The organism is Nocardiopsis sp. N85 (assembly GCF_028882275.1).
GTDB classification, from domain to species: Bacteria; Actinomycetota; Actinomycetes; order Streptosporangiales; family Streptosporangiaceae; genus Nocardiopsis; species Nocardiopsis lambiniae.
In genome coordinates, this window is the sequence record NZ_JARBUT010000010.1 from 129,000 (window position 1) to 145,416 (window position 16,417).

General features: G+C 67.4%; 8 protein-coding genes. 3 read left to right on the top strand and 5 right to left on the bottom strand.

The window, feature by feature from the left end; all coding sequences use genetic code 11:
- Positions 1-74: 74 nt before the first annotated feature.
- A complete protein-coding gene (locus PWG71_RS15995) occupies positions 75-518 on the bottom strand; it encodes a polymorphic toxin-type HINT domain-containing protein (protein WP_274810525.1) in 444 nt (147 codons plus the stop codon).
- 93 nt (positions 519-611) lie between these two features.
- Between PWG71_RS15995 and PWG71_RS16000 the strand changes: the two genes are divergently transcribed.
- Positions 612-1,100, top strand: a complete 489-nt coding sequence (locus tag PWG71_RS16000; protein WP_274810526.1) for a winged helix-turn-helix domain-containing protein — start codon at positions 612-614, stop codon at positions 1,098-1,100.
- 46 nt (positions 1,101-1,146) lie between these two features.
- Positions 1,147-1,668 carry a transposase gene (locus tag PWG71_RS16005; protein ID WP_446725036.1) on the top strand — a complete coding sequence of 174 codons (522 nt, stop codon included), beginning with the start codon at positions 1,147-1,149 and terminating at the stop codon, positions 1,666-1,668.
- A 7-nt stretch (positions 1,669-1,675) separates the two neighbouring features.
- Here the strand turns inward: PWG71_RS16005 and PWG71_RS16010 are convergent, their stop codons facing one another.
- The 3 genes from PWG71_RS16010 to PWG71_RS16020 form a co-directional block, all read right to left on the bottom strand.
- Positions 1,676-1,933, bottom strand: a complete 258-nt coding sequence (locus PWG71_RS16010) for a hypothetical protein (RefSeq protein ID WP_274810527.1) — start codon at positions 1,931-1,933, stop codon at positions 1,676-1,678.
- A 675-nt stretch (positions 1,934-2,608) separates the two neighbouring features.
- On the bottom strand, positions 2,609-9,835 hold the full coding sequence (locus PWG71_RS16015) for an RHS repeat-associated core domain-containing protein (RefSeq protein WP_274810528.1): 7,227 nt from the start codon (positions 9,833-9,835) through the stop codon (positions 2,609-2,611).
- Positions 9,836-9,929: 94 nt separating this feature from the next.
- Entirely contained in the window at positions 9,930-13,412 is a 3,483-nt protein-coding gene (locus tag PWG71_RS16020) for a LamG-like jellyroll fold domain-containing protein (RefSeq protein WP_274810529.1), read from the bottom strand.
- Positions 13,413-13,938: 526 nt separating this feature from the next.
- Here PWG71_RS16020 and PWG71_RS16025 point away from each other — a divergent pair.
- Entirely contained in the window at positions 13,939-15,219 is a 1,281-nt protein-coding gene (locus tag PWG71_RS16025) for an alpha/beta hydrolase family protein (RefSeq protein WP_274810530.1), read from the top strand.
- A gap of 66 nt (positions 15,220-15,285) precedes the next feature.
- On the opposite strand, the gene PWG71_RS16030 is transcribed toward PWG71_RS16025, so the two are convergent.
- Entirely contained in the window at positions 15,286-16,284 is a 999-nt protein-coding gene (locus PWG71_RS16030) for a LacI family DNA-binding transcriptional regulator (RefSeq protein WP_274810531.1), read from the bottom strand.
- Positions 16,285-16,417 lie beyond the last annotated feature (133 nt).

The window sequence follows — 16,417 nt, forward strand, 5'->3', positions numbered from 1 at the left end:
TCGTAGACTTGAATACGGATTGGCACGTCTGACCCAATACGCCCTTTATTTACCCTTACTTGGAGCTCATCCTTTCAATAATGACCACCAAGAATCGTTCCGTCACGCGAAACGATAATTCCGTCTCCTGCGCCAGCGTTGTTGATCCCATCTAGGAGTTCCTCATTGCTCAGCTCCTCGTGATACCACTGCGACGCCGGATCTCTGGTCTTCTGCCCATCGGTATATTTGCCGATGTCACCAGCCTTCTCGTTACGTGTCGATATTTTCGGCCCACACTTGCCATTGCTGTTGTGAACGAGGGCCGGAGTCTTACCCGCGAGTACATGGTAGGTGTGAACGCCCTGGACGGTCAGGTTGTGGACCGTGGCGGGCTGGGACCAGGCCTGGATCGCGTTGATCTGGACCCAGGTGCCGGCTGAGGTCTGCAACCACATCCCCGGCGCGAGGTCGATCGCGTCCACCCACGACTTCGACTCCGGAACCCAGAACGCATGACCATCGGTTGCAACGATCACGTTCCCGCCCGCCATTGGTGGGGGCTTCGATCGGATCGCTACTGATCTTTGATGTGTGGGTTGACGTTCGAGTGAGCTGGGAAAACCCTGCTCATGGAGCTTCCCCTCTCCTCTCCTCGCACCCCTGCCGAGTACGAGAAACGGCGCCTGTTCGCCGCGGAGCTGTTCGACCAGGGCGAGCTGTCCCAGGCCGCGATCGCCCGCCTGCTCGGCGTGAGCAGACAAGCCTTCCACAAGTGGCACACCACCTGGAAGAGCGAGGGCCCCGCCGCGCTGACGGCCCACCCCCGCGGCGCCGAACCCTTCCTGAACGGCGCCCAGGAACGCGCCCTGGCCGCCCTGCTGGACTCTGCCCCCACCAAGCACGGATGGCCCGACCAGTCCTGGACCCTGGAGAGGATCAACCACCTCATCCGTGAGCGCTTCCACGTCGCTTACGCCGATCCCTCCAGGGTGTGGCGCCTGCTGAAGCGGATGGGCTTTTCCCACCAGGCGCCCGCGATGCGGGCCGCCGAAGGAGACGAGGAAGAGGTCGACCGGTGGCGCACCCAGGTGTGGCCCTGGACCAAAGGAGGGCGCTGAAACCCATGGTGCGTAGATCGTCTTCGCCGATGAGTGCGGGGCGAGCATGTCCCCGCCCACCCGCCGCACCTGGGGGCACAGGGGGCGCACCCCGCTGGTGGCCACCCGCCGGGGCCGACGGGAACGGGCCAACGCCGTCGGATGGCTGTGCGTGCACCCCGCCACCGGAGCGGTGAAGCTGTTCCACACCGTGCGGTGCTCCTCGATCACCGCCGCGATGCTGCCAACCCTGCTGGACCGGCTGCACCGGGCGCTCCAAGATCCGGTGGTGCTGATCTGGGACAACCACTCCTCGCACTCGGGCAAGCGGATGACCGCCCAGATCACGGCACGGGACCGGGTGCGGGTGGTGTTCCTGCCCCCCCGGTACGCGCCCGAGCTGAACCCGGTGGAGACGCTGTGGGCGCACCTGAAGCGGGTGCTCAGAAGCCGTCTGTTCCGGAGCCTGGAGGAGCTGGAGCAGGTGATCAACGCGCATCTGCGTCTGGTGCGCAAACGTACCGATCTGCTGCGGGGGTTCATCGACTCGGTGGGCTTGGAGCCCTCACCGTTTCCGTCAACCGCATGATCAAAGATCAGTAGTCAGTTATTCCAAGCCCCTCGGGCAACTGCTGAACAATCTCCCTCCTGCGAAGATTTTCTTCAGATTGCACAAGAGAAGCAATGGTAGAACATATCCCCCTCTTGCCTTCTGCGGAAATTCGATCGAGATCCACAACAATCCCATCCAATATATCTGCAGCAAGATCAGGACTAAGGTCGTCGTCGTCAGACATCTCCATCAGAACAACAGCATCGACAATTGCTCGCACAAGGAAATCAAAGTCTCTCACGGAATCACCTTCCTGACTGATATGTCAGTTACAGCAAGTCCGCTTATGAGCCTACTAGCCCTATTGTAGGCCCGTTGATTCAACACTTCCCAAACCCCAGTATGCCCATTCTGTTCGAGTGCCAGAGACTGCCGAATTATCGCACCCCTTGTCTTATCTGTTGCAGAGACCCCAACTTTTCTGTCGACCATGACACCATTGGCCTCATCAAAACCATCGAATTTAACAGCCTTGGCTTCCCCCTTGAGATCTATATAGTCAAGGGCAGGAACCTCTCTGAGGCCGCTCGAAATTCACGACCTCGCACCGATTGCCCCATCTTCATAGGCTTGGACACCTGCCTTCTTTGATGCATCCTCTTGAAACCAATCGACATGCCCATCACAGTTGTGATTGAGGGAGCCGAGGGACCCCGTGGCACATGGGTTAAATCTCAAGCCCAGAATTAATCAGAGCCCTCAAGTCTCGACTTGATTCTATACAATTCAGCCTCACGCCTCGCCTTTTCTGCGTCGCCCCAGAAAATCAGCACTTCCGACAGAGCCTCCAGTGCGTCAGCCATCTGTCCACACCACAGATAGTATCCCGCTTCACCCTCACCACTCGGCTTCGAGTTCCTCACTTTGCGCAAATTTCTCGTTGCCTTTTTCAGTTCCGGAGGAACAGAATCAACCACTACCCCACTCCTCCAATTAGCGGAAGAAACCTCCGACAAGCCGGACAAGGCCCGATATCCGTGAGATGCTCGTCCATGGAGAACTTGTTTCCCCCAATTCTCACCGAGTAGAAAACAGCTCCCCTAAGAGAAGCTCCCTGGCGTTCAAGTTGCGCCGCACAGTTGACTTCACCACATCCACCATGATGATCCGAAAAAGCCACGGCATTGGCCGTCTCAGAAGGCATGCTCCCGATTCTAGAATCCTGAGCGTAAGCCCGAACCTTGGCAGTATTACCGTCGACTTCAGATATAGCCATGGTCGCGACGTTCGGTCGCTGTTCAGCCTTAATACTAAGGGCTGCATCAGCAAAATCAAGCAACTCTTCTGGAGGCTCGCCATTGCAGTTGTGGTTGAGGGCATCCAGGTCTCCAGCAGCCACGTGATATGTGTGGACGCCCTGGACGGTCAGGTTGTGGACCGTGGCGGGCTGGGACCAGGCCTGGATGGCGTTGATCTGGACCCAGGTGCCGGCGGAGGTCTGCAACCACATGCCCGGGGCGAGGTCGATCGCGTCGACCCACTCCCTCAGCTCCGGTACCCAGAAGGGGTGTTCGTCGGTCGCGATGACCACGTCACCGGCCGCCACCGGGCCTGGGATACCCGCGTCCTCGGTGTCGATCTGAACCGCACCCTCGGAAAGGGCCTCACCCTCGGGAGCATCGCGCTCGGTGGTCGGGTCAATGGTGATCTGTACCAGGACCTTGGAACCCGAACCGATGATCGTGGCCAACACGGTACGAGCGGACTGCTCGCCCGTCTCGGGGTCGGTGGCCAGGACCTCATCACCGGTCTCGACCTCCTCGATGGGCTTGGTCGAACCGTCGGCCATCACCACACGGGTACCCGGAACGAAACTGTTCGGCCGGAGACAGGATGTAGGACTCGCGGGCCTGGGATCGGGTAGGGCATCGAGTTTCCTCTTCGCACCGATCAGGTCCTTGATCCCGGAGACCAGATCACCACCCAGAGCCGCGATCTTGCGGCCCAGCTCCACCGCCTTGCCCCACCGCAACCCGTACTTCGCCGCGATCTTCGCCGGCAGCCCGCCCACGAACATCAACGCCACGTTCAACGCGGTCTCACCGCACGCCGCCAGGTTGCCCGTGGTGAAGCACTCCAGCCCCGCCGTGATCCCCAACTCGTCCGCGACCAACTGCGCCAACCCGGTCGCGGCCTTGATCAGCTTCTGCTTGGCCTCCTGGATCTCCCGCTGCGCCGCCAAATGCTCGGGCGAGGCCTGGGACTGGTACGACGACCCACCCGACCCGCCGCCGCGCGAGACGACGTTCGGCTTGGAGTACCACTGCGTCCACCCCGTCTGCGGACTGTGGTACTTGATCTGCTGGTTGGAGTAGTCGTACATCGAACCCGGCCGGTTCGCGGTCGGCGGGCTCATCAAATAGCCGCCGGGCCCGCACACGTCGATGCACAGCATCAACCCAGAGGAGTCCTCGAACGTCGCCGGGTTGTTGTTCGCGTAGGAGTACCCGTGCATCTGCTGGTGGTCGGTCAGGTCCATCAGCGGGTCCACCGAGATGAACCGGCCCAGCGACGCGTCGTAGGCACGTGCGCCCAGCTGGGTCAGCCCCGTGGACTCGTCGATGGTGCCGCCCACGAACCCCTTCTCCGAGGGCCACTCACCTTGGGCCATGCGGTCCTGGCCGAACACCGTCATGTACCGGTGCGCCTCCGCACCGGTGCGCGCGTCGACGGCCACCTGGCCGGTGCCGTGGTGGTCGGAGTGCAGCCACGACAGGGTGCCCTCGTTGTCGCGCACCGCCACACCCTCACCATTGAAGGCGTAGAAGCGGGTCGCCTCCTTCAACAGGGAGGTCTTGTCCAGCCTGAGTTCCATGCCCGGCAGGTACAGGGTGGAGGCGTCCGGCGCGTGCCGGATCAGCCGGCCGCCGTCGGCGTCGTAGACGTAGGAGGTGACCGAACCGTCTTCCTCGGTCACCGACGCCAGCTTGCCCTCGGCGTCCCACTCCAGGTCCTGGTCCCGGGCTGCCGTGGTGCGCCCCGTCATGTTGCCGGACTCGTCGTAGGTGTAGGACTCCAAACGGTCGCCCGCCGGGCCGCTCTCCTCCACCTGGGACAGCATCTGGGGTCGCAGGCCCGCGGCGTCGCCGTGGGTGTAGGTCCGTACCGTGTCACCGATCTGGTCGTGGCGGGTCTCGGTGGTGCGGTTGCCCAGGGTGTCGTAGGTGTAGGAGTGCCAGTACGGGGACGCCCCGCCCAGGCTCTCCTCCGATGGCGCGGCCTGGCAGGCGTTCTCACCGCTCGCGTCGGGCGTCCACACGTCGGTGAGGCGGCGCATGTGGTCGTAGTCGTAGCACTGCACGTCCGCGTCGAGGTGGTCGGCGGTGGGCTCGTTGCGCAGGTTGAGGATGTTGCCCGCGTCGTCGTAGGCGTAGTGCTGGTGGGCCAGGGAGCCGGTGACGCCGAACTGCGGGACCATGCTGGTCTCCGACATCCGCCCTGTGGTCGGGTCGTAGTTACGGGTGATCCAGGTGGCGTGGAAGGTCTGCCCGGTGTCCAGGTCCATGTTGCGCTGGGTGAGCTGGCCCAGGTTGTTGTACGTGGCCCCCGTGACGAACTGGCCGAGCGACGACGCGGCCGTGAGAGGAAGGCCGAGATCGTTGTGCGAGTACGCGACGGATTCACTGCCCATCGCCCCCGCCGCGGGGTAGGTCTGGGACTGGACGCTGCCATCAGGGTTGTAGACGGTGGTGAAGCGATAGCGCCCGGACAGGCCGGTCTCGGTCGAAGGGATCAGGACCTCGGTCGCGGTGGGTCGGTAGAACCTGTCGTAGGTGACGACACGGTTGGTGTAGGCGCTGCCGTCGACGTACCGGGTGGCAGAGGTCGGGTGTCCCTTGGCGAGGGTGTCGTACACCCACGAGGCCCGCAGCTCACCCTCCGCACTGTCGTCGCGCAGTTCGGTCTGGCGCCCGACGGAGTCGTAGACGTAGGCCAGGGTCTCCCCACGAGCGTCGGTCCTGGTGACCATCTGGTCGAGGTGGTCGTAGGTCATCGTGGTGACACCGGCGACGGGGTCCTCGGTCTCCACCAGGCGACCGCGCAGGTCGTAGGTGTGGGTCCAGGTGTTGCCCTCGGGGTCGGTGACCGTCTCCAGCTGGCCCTGCGGGGTGTACGCGTAGGTGATGGCGTCGAAGTCACCCTCGGGGGTGCCCCCGGTGTAGGTGCGCGACTCCACCAGGCGCCCGTGGGCGTCGCTGATGGACGCGGTGGCGATACCGCCGTCGGCCGGGGTGAGCAGGGAGAGCTCTCCCCGGTACTCGGTGCTAACGCGCCAGCGCTCCTCACCGAACGCGACGTGGAGGACGTCGGTGACGCGCCCGTGCCCGTCGTAGACCGTTTCGCTCTGCTGGGGGATCTGGGCGTCGTTGGCGACGACGAAGAGTGTGTCGGAGGGCTCCTGTGTGTTGTGGTAGCTGCTCCGGACCTTGACGACCTGACCGCGGCTGTCGTGGAAGGTGTCGGTGATCAGGCGACCGTTGTTGACCGCCGGGGCCTGGGTCTGACGGGGCCGCAGATGCGCGTCGAAGATCTCGTAGCCCGTCGTGTACCCGCCCTGGGCGTTGAGGGTGTGGGTGACGATGGAGGTGGGCGCGTCCTGGCGGATGTGGTACTCGAACTTGGCGGTGGGGGTGTCCACGTCCCGGCGTCGGTCGGGTAGCCACACCGAGGTGAGCCGTCCCAGCGGGTCGTAGGCCATGTGCATGGTGCGGCCGTTGGCGTCGGTCTGGGACAGCGGCAGGCCGCGGGTGGGGTCGATGACACTGCTGTTCACGTGCCCCAGCGGGTTGGTCTCGGTGACACCGTTGGGCAGCCCGGCGGCGGTGAACGAGTACTCGGTGGTGCTCACCCCACCGTTGGCGTCTGTCTCGGAGACGGTGTTGCCGCGGACGTCGAAAGCGGCCTGGGACACGGTCTGGTAGACCGGGTTCCCGCTCGTGTAGGTGTCGAGCTTCTCGGTCTTGGTGGGCAGGCCGCGGGTCGGGACGGCCCCGTGGGCTCCGCCGTCGTAGAACACCCGCTCGTCGGTGACCACGTCCCCCGGACGCTGGGCGGTCTGCTGACAGTCGATGGAGAGGGTCTCGCTGCGCGAGACCAGGTTGAGGATCCACTTGTCGGTGTTGTGGACGTAGGTGGTGTTGACGCACTTCTCGTCGCCGGTGACGTCCACATCGCCGAAGTCGCGGACGCGCGTCACCGCGCCGCGGTCGTTGATGGTGTTGTCGAGGCGGGTGTGGAACCAGGTGCCGTCGGCCTTGGCGGCGAAGCGGTCCACTCGCTGTGTCTGGATCATGTGGGCGGACTGCGAGCCCCAGGAGTGGGTGACCTCGGCTGTCTTCTTCAGCCACGGGGTGGTGATCTCTCGGGAGATCACCTCGCCGCCCGCGCCATCGCGGACGATGGTCTCGCGCAGGGTGCCGTTGAGCTCCTTGTGGTCGGTGTGCGAGACACCCCGGGAGTCGGTGACCGAGACGCTGCGGGTACCGCTGGGCTGCTTGTCGCCGTCCATGCCCTGGAAGTACAGGTACTCGGTCTCACTGATGGGGTCCTCACCGCGGCCGGTGCGGACGATGACCCGGTTGTAGCCGCGCCAGTCGCCCCAGGTGCGGTACTTGTCCTTGACCATCCCGTCGGCCTCGGTGTAACGCCAGGCCGGGGTGCCCACGTAGTCGTAGGAGGTGGTCATCGCGGGCTGGTCGGTGACCAGGTCGAGTTCGTTGACCTCGGTGACGACGTACTTGTGGAACCAGTCGGTCAGCTCCACCCCGCCCTCGGGGGTCCACTTGACGGGATAGCACCGTTTGGTGTTGTTGTGCGGCTGCGGGGTCTTGCCCGGTTCGCACTCCGGTTCGGAGTAGGTGACGTCGAGGTGGCCGCCGGTCTCGGTGTAGATCGAGGTGATGCGCCACCGCAGCATCGGCGCGAAGTCGTCGGTGGGCGAGTCGACGCGGTTGGGCAACTGGGTGCCGGCGAAGGTCACCTTGGGCAGGGTCTCGGTACCGCCCACGTGGCCGGTGTGCTCGACGGAGTCCAGCCACAGGGTGGGCCCGGTGCCGTCCCCGGCCTCGGGGAAGGAGTGGGCGAACGCCCAGCTGTCGACCTTGGTGTACTCGCTCCCCTGGCGGATCTGGGTGGTGATCGCGTCCAGCTTCTTGGTGGACCAGAAGGTGGGCGTGTGCCGTCCCGCGCAGGAGGTCCCCGACTTGCAGTCGAGGTCCAGGGGGACGTCGGGCCAGTGCCGGGCCTGACCGGAGGTGCGCTTGTCGGCGGCGCAGTCGAAGGAGGAGGTCGGCAGGCAGCGCTCGGAGGTGGAGAACACCACGCGGGCCGGGGCCGTGGCGTACACGTCGCTGCTGCGCAGCCCGTACTCGATGCGGGCGATGTTGGCCGCGCGCACGTAGGGGGTGGCGGTGGTGGTGAGGTTGCGGCCGTAGTGGTTGGTCTCGGGGGTGTAGTAGAACGTCATGACGTTGCCGTGCACGTCCACGACGTGGTCGAGGTTCCACTTGTAGGCCTGCTGGCACCAGGACTGGGAGAACGTGGCGTTGTAGCAGGGCTGTCCGGATTCGGCGGCGTAGACCGGCATGGTCTGCGCCGATTTCGTCTCGGGGTCGCCGCTGGTCCATCCGGGCAGTCGGTTTTGGCCGAAGAAGTACCGGGTGCCGTCGGGGGTGGTGACCTTCCAGTACTCGCCCTGGTGGGCGCCGTTGGTGGCGCCGGTGAGGCGTTCGACCTTGGTGCCGTCGTCGTTGGAGAGCCGGTAGGAGCCGTCGGAGTGCTTGATGAGGGCGCCGGAGTGGCCGCTCATCGACAGGGTGACGTTGTCGGTGTTCCAGCACAGGTCGCCGGTGTCGTGGCCGGCGTCGGAGCAGGCGGCGTAGCGGCGTTCGATGGCGCCGGGGGCGTAGGCGAAGCCGTCGCCGATCCAGGAGGTCTGGTTGTTGGAGGTGGCGATGCGACCGTCGACACCGCCCGAGGAGTAGCTCAGGCCGAGGGAGGGCGCGAGCCGGCTGGGGGCCGGGGGCACGTTCATGCCGTAGGACCAGGAGAAGTCGCCGGCCTGGGCGTTGACGTTCCAGGAGGAGGAGGAGGAGGCCGAAAGCTGGGTGGCAGCGTAGTCGCCGTTGCCGCCGGACGGGGCGGCGGCCAGCGCGAACAGGGCGCCCTGGGCGGGGGCGGCGGTGACCACGGCGGCCAGGCTCTGCTCGGTGGTGTCGTTGTCGAGCAGTTCGGGGGAGTCGAACACGACGGTGTCGTCGCCGGCGCAGGAGTCGTCGAGCACACACGGGTCGAGTTCGACCACGCGCAGGCGGGATGCGTAGTCGCCGCCGAACGCGGCGGCGAAGTCGGAGTAGTCGACGTCCATCCGCACCGGGGCCAGGGAGGCCGAGTCGTCGGTGCGGGTCAGGTGCACCAGCAGGCCGTTGACCCCCACCTGTTCGGTGGCCTCGCGGTCCAAGACCTCCACCTCGACGGCTTCGACCGGTTCGGGGTCCAGGGTGGGGTCGAGAACGGGCTCGGAGCCGGTCGTGTCGGGGGTGACGGGCTCGCGGCGGTTCTCCTCACGGGTGGGTGAGGGTTCCGCGCTCGGGGAGGGCTCGGCGTCGCCGTCACCGTTCTCTCCCCACTCCGGTGAGTCGGCGTCGGGTTCGGTACGATCTCCCGCATCGTCGTCGGTGTCCGGGGCGGAGGGTTCCGCATCGGGCTCGGGCTCCGCTTCCGGATCGGGTTCGGGCTCCTCCGGCTCGGGGGCGAACTCCTCCCAGTGCCCGGGAACCTCCCAGTCGGTGAGCTCCTCCCCCGTCAGAGCGGTCACCGTGACCGGCGAATCCTCCTGGACGGCGAAGCTCCGCGCACGGTCCCCCGCCAGGTCGACATCGACGGAAACACCCTCGGGCCAGTCGACCTCCTCCGGCTTCGTCACCGCGGCCTCGGCCACCGCGTCGTCCTGCGCGATGGCGGCAGAGACCAGGTCGGATCCCTCCACCGAGGGGACCTCTTCGGTCTCAGGGCGCGGGTTGAACGTCAGGGCGGAAGCCGGGAGGACATTCAGCAGTCCGGCCACCACGACGAGGGCGGTGGTGTAGGTCAGGCTCTTGCGGATCCGGCCGGGGCGAACGGGGGCGTCACCGTGGGGGGTCACAGCGTTTTCCATTTCCTCTAGTCCTCGGGGCCCGCAGGGCCCTGGGGACGATCGCGGGGGAAGGAGTCAGTTCTGTACTGCGGGGAACTCGCCGTCACGAACCTGCCGGAGAGAGGAGGCTCAGGATTCCCTGGTAGGTGTGGACGTCATCGATGTCTCCGGACCAGTGGTAGGTGTTGGTGCCGGTGTGCTGGGCGCTGCCGATCCGCAGCGGACCGTCGGCGTGCCAGGCGTGGTCGACGGGTGTTCGGGACTCTTCGAGCCCGTTGACGTACAGGACCAGTTCACCGCGGGTGTGGTCGTAGACGCCCACCAGGTGGGTCCACTCCCCCAACCGGGCCGGGGTGACCGAGAAAGCGTAGGTCCACCCGTCGGACCCGGAGGTCGGGCTGTCGTCGTGGGGCGCCATCTTGAACGTCCACGCGCTGCGCGAGCCCTGGTAGCCCAGGTGGAAGCCGCTCTGGAAGGTTCCGGCCTGGCTGACGGCGGAAGTGTTGAGCCCTTCGCCGATCTCGTCCAGGCGCACCCAGGCGGCCACGCTGAAACTGCGGTCACTGCGCAGGGCCGGGCCGGAGGCTTCGACGTATTCGTCGTCACCGTTCAGCCGCACACCGGGCGAGGCGGTGACGCCGTTCTCCGCGAGGTTCCACGCGGTGAGCGGGTCGCCGTAAAGAGAGGCTTCCAGCCCGTGATCGGTGGAGTCGGCGACCTGAGTGCCCTCGAACTCGTCGAGTGCCCAACGGCCCTGGGCGGAGAGGGGGGCGTTGGCCTGGCGCCACACCTCGGTCTCGGTCTCATGGTCGGAGACGGCCTGGTCGTAGACGACTCGGTTCCAGACCTTGACGTCGTCGATGGACCCGGGCCAGTAGTAGTTGCCGACGCCCTGGAACAAACCCCGGCCCACGGTCAGCGGTCCGGTGGCGTTCCAGGCGCCGGTGTGGGTGGCCTCGCCCTGCTCGACTCCGTCGACGTACAGGGTGAGCTTGCGGCTCTGGGAATCGTAGGTGCCCAGCAGGTGCGTCCACACACCGATCTCGGCGGGCTCGGAGGACATGACCGTGGCCCACGGGCGCGACCCGTCCCAGTGCTCGTCCTCCGGAGACATCTTGAACACCCACTGGCCGGTGTTGCCCTGGTAGCCGAGGTGGAAGGCGCTCTGCTCGGTGCCCTCCTGCGCCACCGCCGTGTGGTGGGCGTGGGCGCGGTCCAGCTTCACCCACACCGACACCGAGAACGTGCCGGAGGTGTCCACGGCCGGGTAGTCGGCGTTGATCTGGTCGTAGGGACCCGGGTCGCCGTCGGTGTAGCCGCTGGTGTGCACGGCGGTGCCGTTCATGCGCGGTGTCGAATCGAGGAGAGGGTCCACGACGGTCCCGACGCGTCCGCGTACCCAGTCGACACCGTCGGAGAGGGTGGCGCCGCGGTCGGGATCGATGGCGTCGGCGGCGCGGTCCCCCTGGCCCTCGTCGAAACCGATGTGAGCGACTGGAGCGCTGGGCGGGGCCACCAGGAAGGAGTACACCAGCGCGCAGTCGGAGGAGTTGCCGAAGCCGTCCACCGTGCGGGCGTAGATCCAGTTGGGGCCCTCCTGGCGGGGGGTCAGCGTCACCGTGACCGACCCGCCCTGAGTGGACGGAGTGACCTTGGTCGTGCAGGAGTCGTCGTTGAACCCGTAGTGGTACTCCTCCGCGGTGTCCACCCCGTTGTTGCTGAAGGTGAACTCGCCCGGCAGGCCCGGGGACCCGTGGAACGCGTCGCCGGTCGGGTAGTCGGTGGAGGCCACCGCCGGGCCCTGGTCGGGGCGGGAGGTGTTGACCCTGAGGTAGCAGTACGGGGACCAGCCCGACCACGAGGTGCCGTCGTGAGCGCGGACCCGGTAGGCGATCAGCACGTCCTCGGGCAGCGCGGTGGCGCGCGCCGAGCGGAAGGAGCCGGAGTTCCAGACGGCGACGTCGGTGGCCGGGCTGTCCACACTGCCGACCTGGGATCCGTCGACGGACCAGGCGAACTGGGCCTTGACCTTCTGGCGGCTGGCGGAGGTGGAGTCGCGGTCGCGCACGTAGGCGGTGAACGTGGGCCGGGTCTCGTTGATCAGCCTCGGGGCGGCGGAGTTGGTGGTGCAGCCGCCCCCGTGGGAGTCCGAGATCTGGACGGGCACCTCGGGCGGGTTGTTGTAGTCGACCTGCAACGTGGGGTTGGAGGCGAAGCGCCGCCAGTCGTGGTTGGAGGAGGACTTGGTCTCGTTGCCGCGCAGGCCCAGGGTGGTGGTCTGGTTCCCGGCGTCGCGACTCCACACGTACCCGTCGGTTGCGTCGAACTCCACCGTCGGAGAGGCCCCGCCCGGGCAGTTCGAACGCCCGGCGTTGACGGTCCTGGTGTCGAGCCTGGTCTTCCAGGCGGAGGTCTGGGAGTTCCAGGTGGTGGAGGAGGTGATGGCGTTGGTGCGCCAGAGCTGGACCTGGGCGTTGGTGCAGCCGTAGGCGTGGGTGACCTTGGCGCGGAACGTGGCGCGGGTGATGGTCGCGTTCTTGGTCCGCGAGTCGATGGAGAACCGCCAGAAGGCGCGCTTGGTGCTGCCCTGTTGGGGTTCGTAGCCCACGCCGGGGGTGTGGGAGGTGGCGTAGTTCCAGTACGACTGGCTCGGGAAGCGGGCGTTGACGTAGGTGCGGCTGTGCCGGCTGACCGCGACCGAGGGGTCGATGTAGACCGGGTACTCGGTGTCGGCGTCGGTGAGCATGGCCCGGTCCGGGACCAAACGGATCGCGGCGGGGGTGACGTCGACGTCGAGGAGTTCGCTGCGGGCCGCGGCCGGGGCCATCAGGGTCGGGTCCTCGCCCGTCTCCTCGACCCCGGCCGAGTCCCACATGGCAGGGGCGACGGCGGTGAACACGCTCTCGCCACCCCGGTCACCGACGGCGTCGAGGTTGCCGTTCTCGCCCTGGTGGACGGTGACGCCCTCGGAGGACAGGGCCATCTCCAGCTCGGCGAGGTCGGGGTGCAGCGCGGCCTCGGGGGTGTGCACGACCAGGACCTGGCCGAAACCGTCGACCCCGGCGGTCATGACCAGGTCGACGTCGGGCAGTACGTCGGGGTAGGTGGCCTGGGCGCCGTCGACGACCGGCGCGGGCAGGTCCTCGTGCCAGCCCAGGGAGACGTTCTTCGAGCCCAGGCCGACGCCGACCAGGTCCCGGTCGCCGCCGCCGGAGAAGACGAGGTCGGCGACCGCCGCCTTGGGCCGCAGTGCCCCGTCCGCGCCGACGACCAGGTCGGTGTCGACGAGGGTCCAGCCGTCCTGGTCGCGCACGCGGACCGGGAGGGCGTTCTGCTCCATGGTGAAGCCGCCGTCGGGGTTGGCCAGGTGCCGGGTGGTCTCGGTGGTGGCCGCGGTGATCTCGACCGGCTCGCCGGTCTCGGCTGCGAGGGTGAGGGCGGCCCGGTCGTCGATCAGCCCGGTGGTGGAGACACCCGGGGTGTCGGGATCGGGTTCCTGTCCCGCCTGGGCAGGGGCGGACAGGACGGGCAGCAGGAGCACGGGGGCCAGAACGGCGGCACCCCACACCCGAGCACGGCGGGGCATGGCGGGGCTCTTGCTCTCCCAGGACCGAAGGGGGAGCACCGAAAGGGGCCGCCGCGCCATGGGGACGCGACCGGTGGTGGTCGTCCTGGGACGGAGCGAGACGTTAGCAACCGTAAGTGAACAAGGGAACCGTGACCCACTTCACTTTCCCAGCGTCCCTCGACATACGACATGTACCTTCCACAACAACGATGGGACCAGATTCCACCTTGTCCTTATGTGGACACGTATGAGGGCGTTTGGCGGCTGATGTTCTCGGGGATCCCTCAAGGTTCTCCCGTCCACGGGGAACCCGGGGCGGACGAGGGCGTGGCCGGGAGCCGGGGCGGCGCGCCGGGTGGAGGCCGTCCCGAGGAGGAGGCGCGCCACGGCGGGCGGTGGGCCGTGCCCGCCCCGCACGTCGGCGGGGGACGCGCTCGGTCCGCGCACCCGGAACACCCAATATCATTGTTCGGGCCGACGTCCCATATTGGATCATCAATACATTTATCATTCGGGTGTCGGCGGAAAATCAAGGAGATCGTCCATGGGTTATCCCATGCCCGGCCTATGGGTCACCGAGCACACCGTCGCCGTTCCCCTCGACTGGTCGAATCCCGAAGGAGAAAGGATCGACGTCTTCGTCCGGGAATTGGTCGATCCCGAACGCCGAAACGAGGATCTCCCCCTGCTCACCTTTCTTCAGGGCGGTCCCGGCGGCGCGAACCCCCGCCCCCTGGAGCCGGGCGGGTGGATCGCCGAAGCGATCAAGGAGTACCGGATCGTGCTGGTCGACCAGCGGGGAACCGGCCTGAGCACGCCTCTGGACGCGCGGGCCGTCGCCGAACGCGGCGACGGCAGGGCCGGGGCGGATCACCTGGCGTGTTTTCGCGCCGATTCCATCGTGCGCGACCTGGAGCACGTCCGAAAGACCGTGTACGACGGTTCCCGTTGGGCGACCCTCGCGCAGAGCTACGGCGGTTGGTTGACCCTCGCCTACCTTTCGCACGCGCCCGAGGCGCTCAACGCCTGCTATATCTGCGGCGGGGTACCCGGAATTCCGGCGGACGTCGAAGAGGTCTACCGTCGCACGTTCACCCGGACCGAGCAGAAGAACGCGGAATACCGTCGCAGGTATCCGCGGGACGTCGACGCCGTGTCGGCGATCGCCGACCACCTGGCCGGGAACGACGTGCGCCTGCCCGACGGGGACCGGCTCACCGTGCGCAGGTTCCAGTCACTGGGCCTGGACTTCGGCATGAAGCCGGGCTTCGAGCGCATGCACTGGCTCGTGGAGGGCGCGTTCATCCGTCCGGGCCGCCTGTCGCCGGCGTTCCTCCAGGAGGTGCTGGTGCGCACGTCCAGCGCGGTGAGTCCGCTGTTCTGGACGTTGCAGGAGGCCATCTACGCCGACGGCACCGGCGGTGCCACGGCCTGGGCCGCCCAGCGCGAACGGGAGCGGCGTCCGGGTTTCGCCGAGGACGCCCGCCCGCTGCTGTTCACCGGTGAGATGGCCTTCCCGTGGATGTTCGAGGAGGTGCGGCTGCTGCGCGACCTGCGGCCCGCGGTCGAGGCGCTGGCCGAGCGCTCCGGCTGGCCCGCGCTGTACGACCGCGACCGTCTGGCCGCCAACGAGGTCCCGGTGGCGGCGGCCGTCTACCACGACGACATGTACGTCGACGCCCGACTCCAGTTGGACACCCTGAGCGGCCTGGGCAACTCCTGGTCGTGGGTGACCAACGAGTTCGAGCACGACGGCGTCCACTCCGGGCGCGTGTTCGGCCGCCTGCGCGCGTCCATGCGCGACCGCGGCGGCGAACCCCGCTGATCCCCGGCCGGACCGGGACTCTCCCCCCCGGGGCGTCCCGGCCCGGCGCCGGGAGCCGGGCGGGCGTCAGACGGCCGGGCCGGTGGAATCGCGGATCACCAGGTGGGAGGGGAGCACCACCTGTTGGGGCGCCGGCTGCGAGCGGGAGAGGGACCCCTTGCGGATGAGGAGTTCCACCGCGGCCCGGCCGGCCTCCTCCTGCGGGCCGGCGACCGTGGTCAGGGCGGGGACGCACAGGTCGGCGCCGAAGATGTCGTCGTAGCCGACGACGCTGACCCGCCCGGGCACCGGGATCCCCCGTTCGGTGAGCCGGCGCAGGACGCCGATGGCCAGCAGGTCGTTGTGGGCGACCAGGGCGGTGGCCTCCGCGGCCAGGGCGGCGTCCGCGGCCGCGCCGCCGCCGTCGACCTTGGGCGGGAAGGGGCCCAGGCGCCGGGCCGTCATGCCGTGCCGTTCGGCGGCCGCGCGCAGGGCCCGCCAGCGCTGTGAGGCCGTCCAGGACCGGTGCGGGCCCGACAGGTAGACGACGGAGCGGTGCCCCAGGGAGGCCAGGTGCTCGATGATCTGGCGGCTGCCGGACCCGTTGTCGACCACCGCGCCGGGCAGCCCCTCGACCTGGCGGTTGACCAGCGCGAGGTTGTACTCCCGGGCCAGTTCCCGGGTGGTGTCCTCGCGCAGGCGGCTGGCCGCGAGCACGAATCCGTCGACGGAGCGGGACAGGCGCTCGATCTGGTTGCGCTCGTTGTCCGCGGACTCCTCGGTGTTGGCGAGGATGAACGTCAGCCCGGCCTCGCTGGCGCGCTTCTCGGCGCCGCGGATGGTGCCGAAGAAGTGCGGGTTGGTGATGTCGGGGACCAGCATGGCGATCGTCGCCTTGTGCCCTGATTGCAGGGCGGTCGCCAGCGGGTCGGGGCGGTAGCCCAGGCGTTCGGCGACGGCGACGACGTGGTCGCGGGTGACCGGGTTGACCCTTCGGGGGTTGTTGAGGGCCCGCGAGACGGTGGAGGCGGCCACGCCCGCCTCCCTGGCGACGTCGTAGATGGTGGTGCGCCGGGGGGAGTTCATGGCCCCTGTCTACCGTCCTGCGGCAACATTTGGCAATCGCTTGCCATTCAATCCGCAGGAAACCTAGAGTTCACGGCACGGCCTCACGCGGCTGTAGCCCACGTCACATTCGCCGCGCTGATCAGCGCGGACG

Coding starts and splice junctions, on each gene's coding strand:
- PWG71_RS16000 (WP_274810526.1), top strand. CDS start 612: ATGGAGCTTCCCCTCTCCTCTCCTCGCACCCCTGCCGAGTACGAGAAA.
- PWG71_RS16005 (WP_446725036.1), top strand. CDS start 1,147: ATGTCCCCGCCCACCCGCCGCACCTGGGGGCACAGGGGGCGCACCCCG.
- PWG71_RS16020 (WP_274810529.1), bottom strand. CDS start 13,412: ATGCCCCGCCGTGCTCGGGTGTGGGGTGCCGCCGTTCTGGCCCCCGTG.
- PWG71_RS16025 (WP_274810530.1), top strand. CDS start 13,939: ATGGGTTATCCCATGCCCGGCCTATGGGTCACCGAGCACACCGTCGCC.
- PWG71_RS16030 (WP_274810531.1), bottom strand. CDS start 16,284: ATGAACTCCCCCCGGCGCACCACCATCTACGACGTCGCCAGGGAGGCG.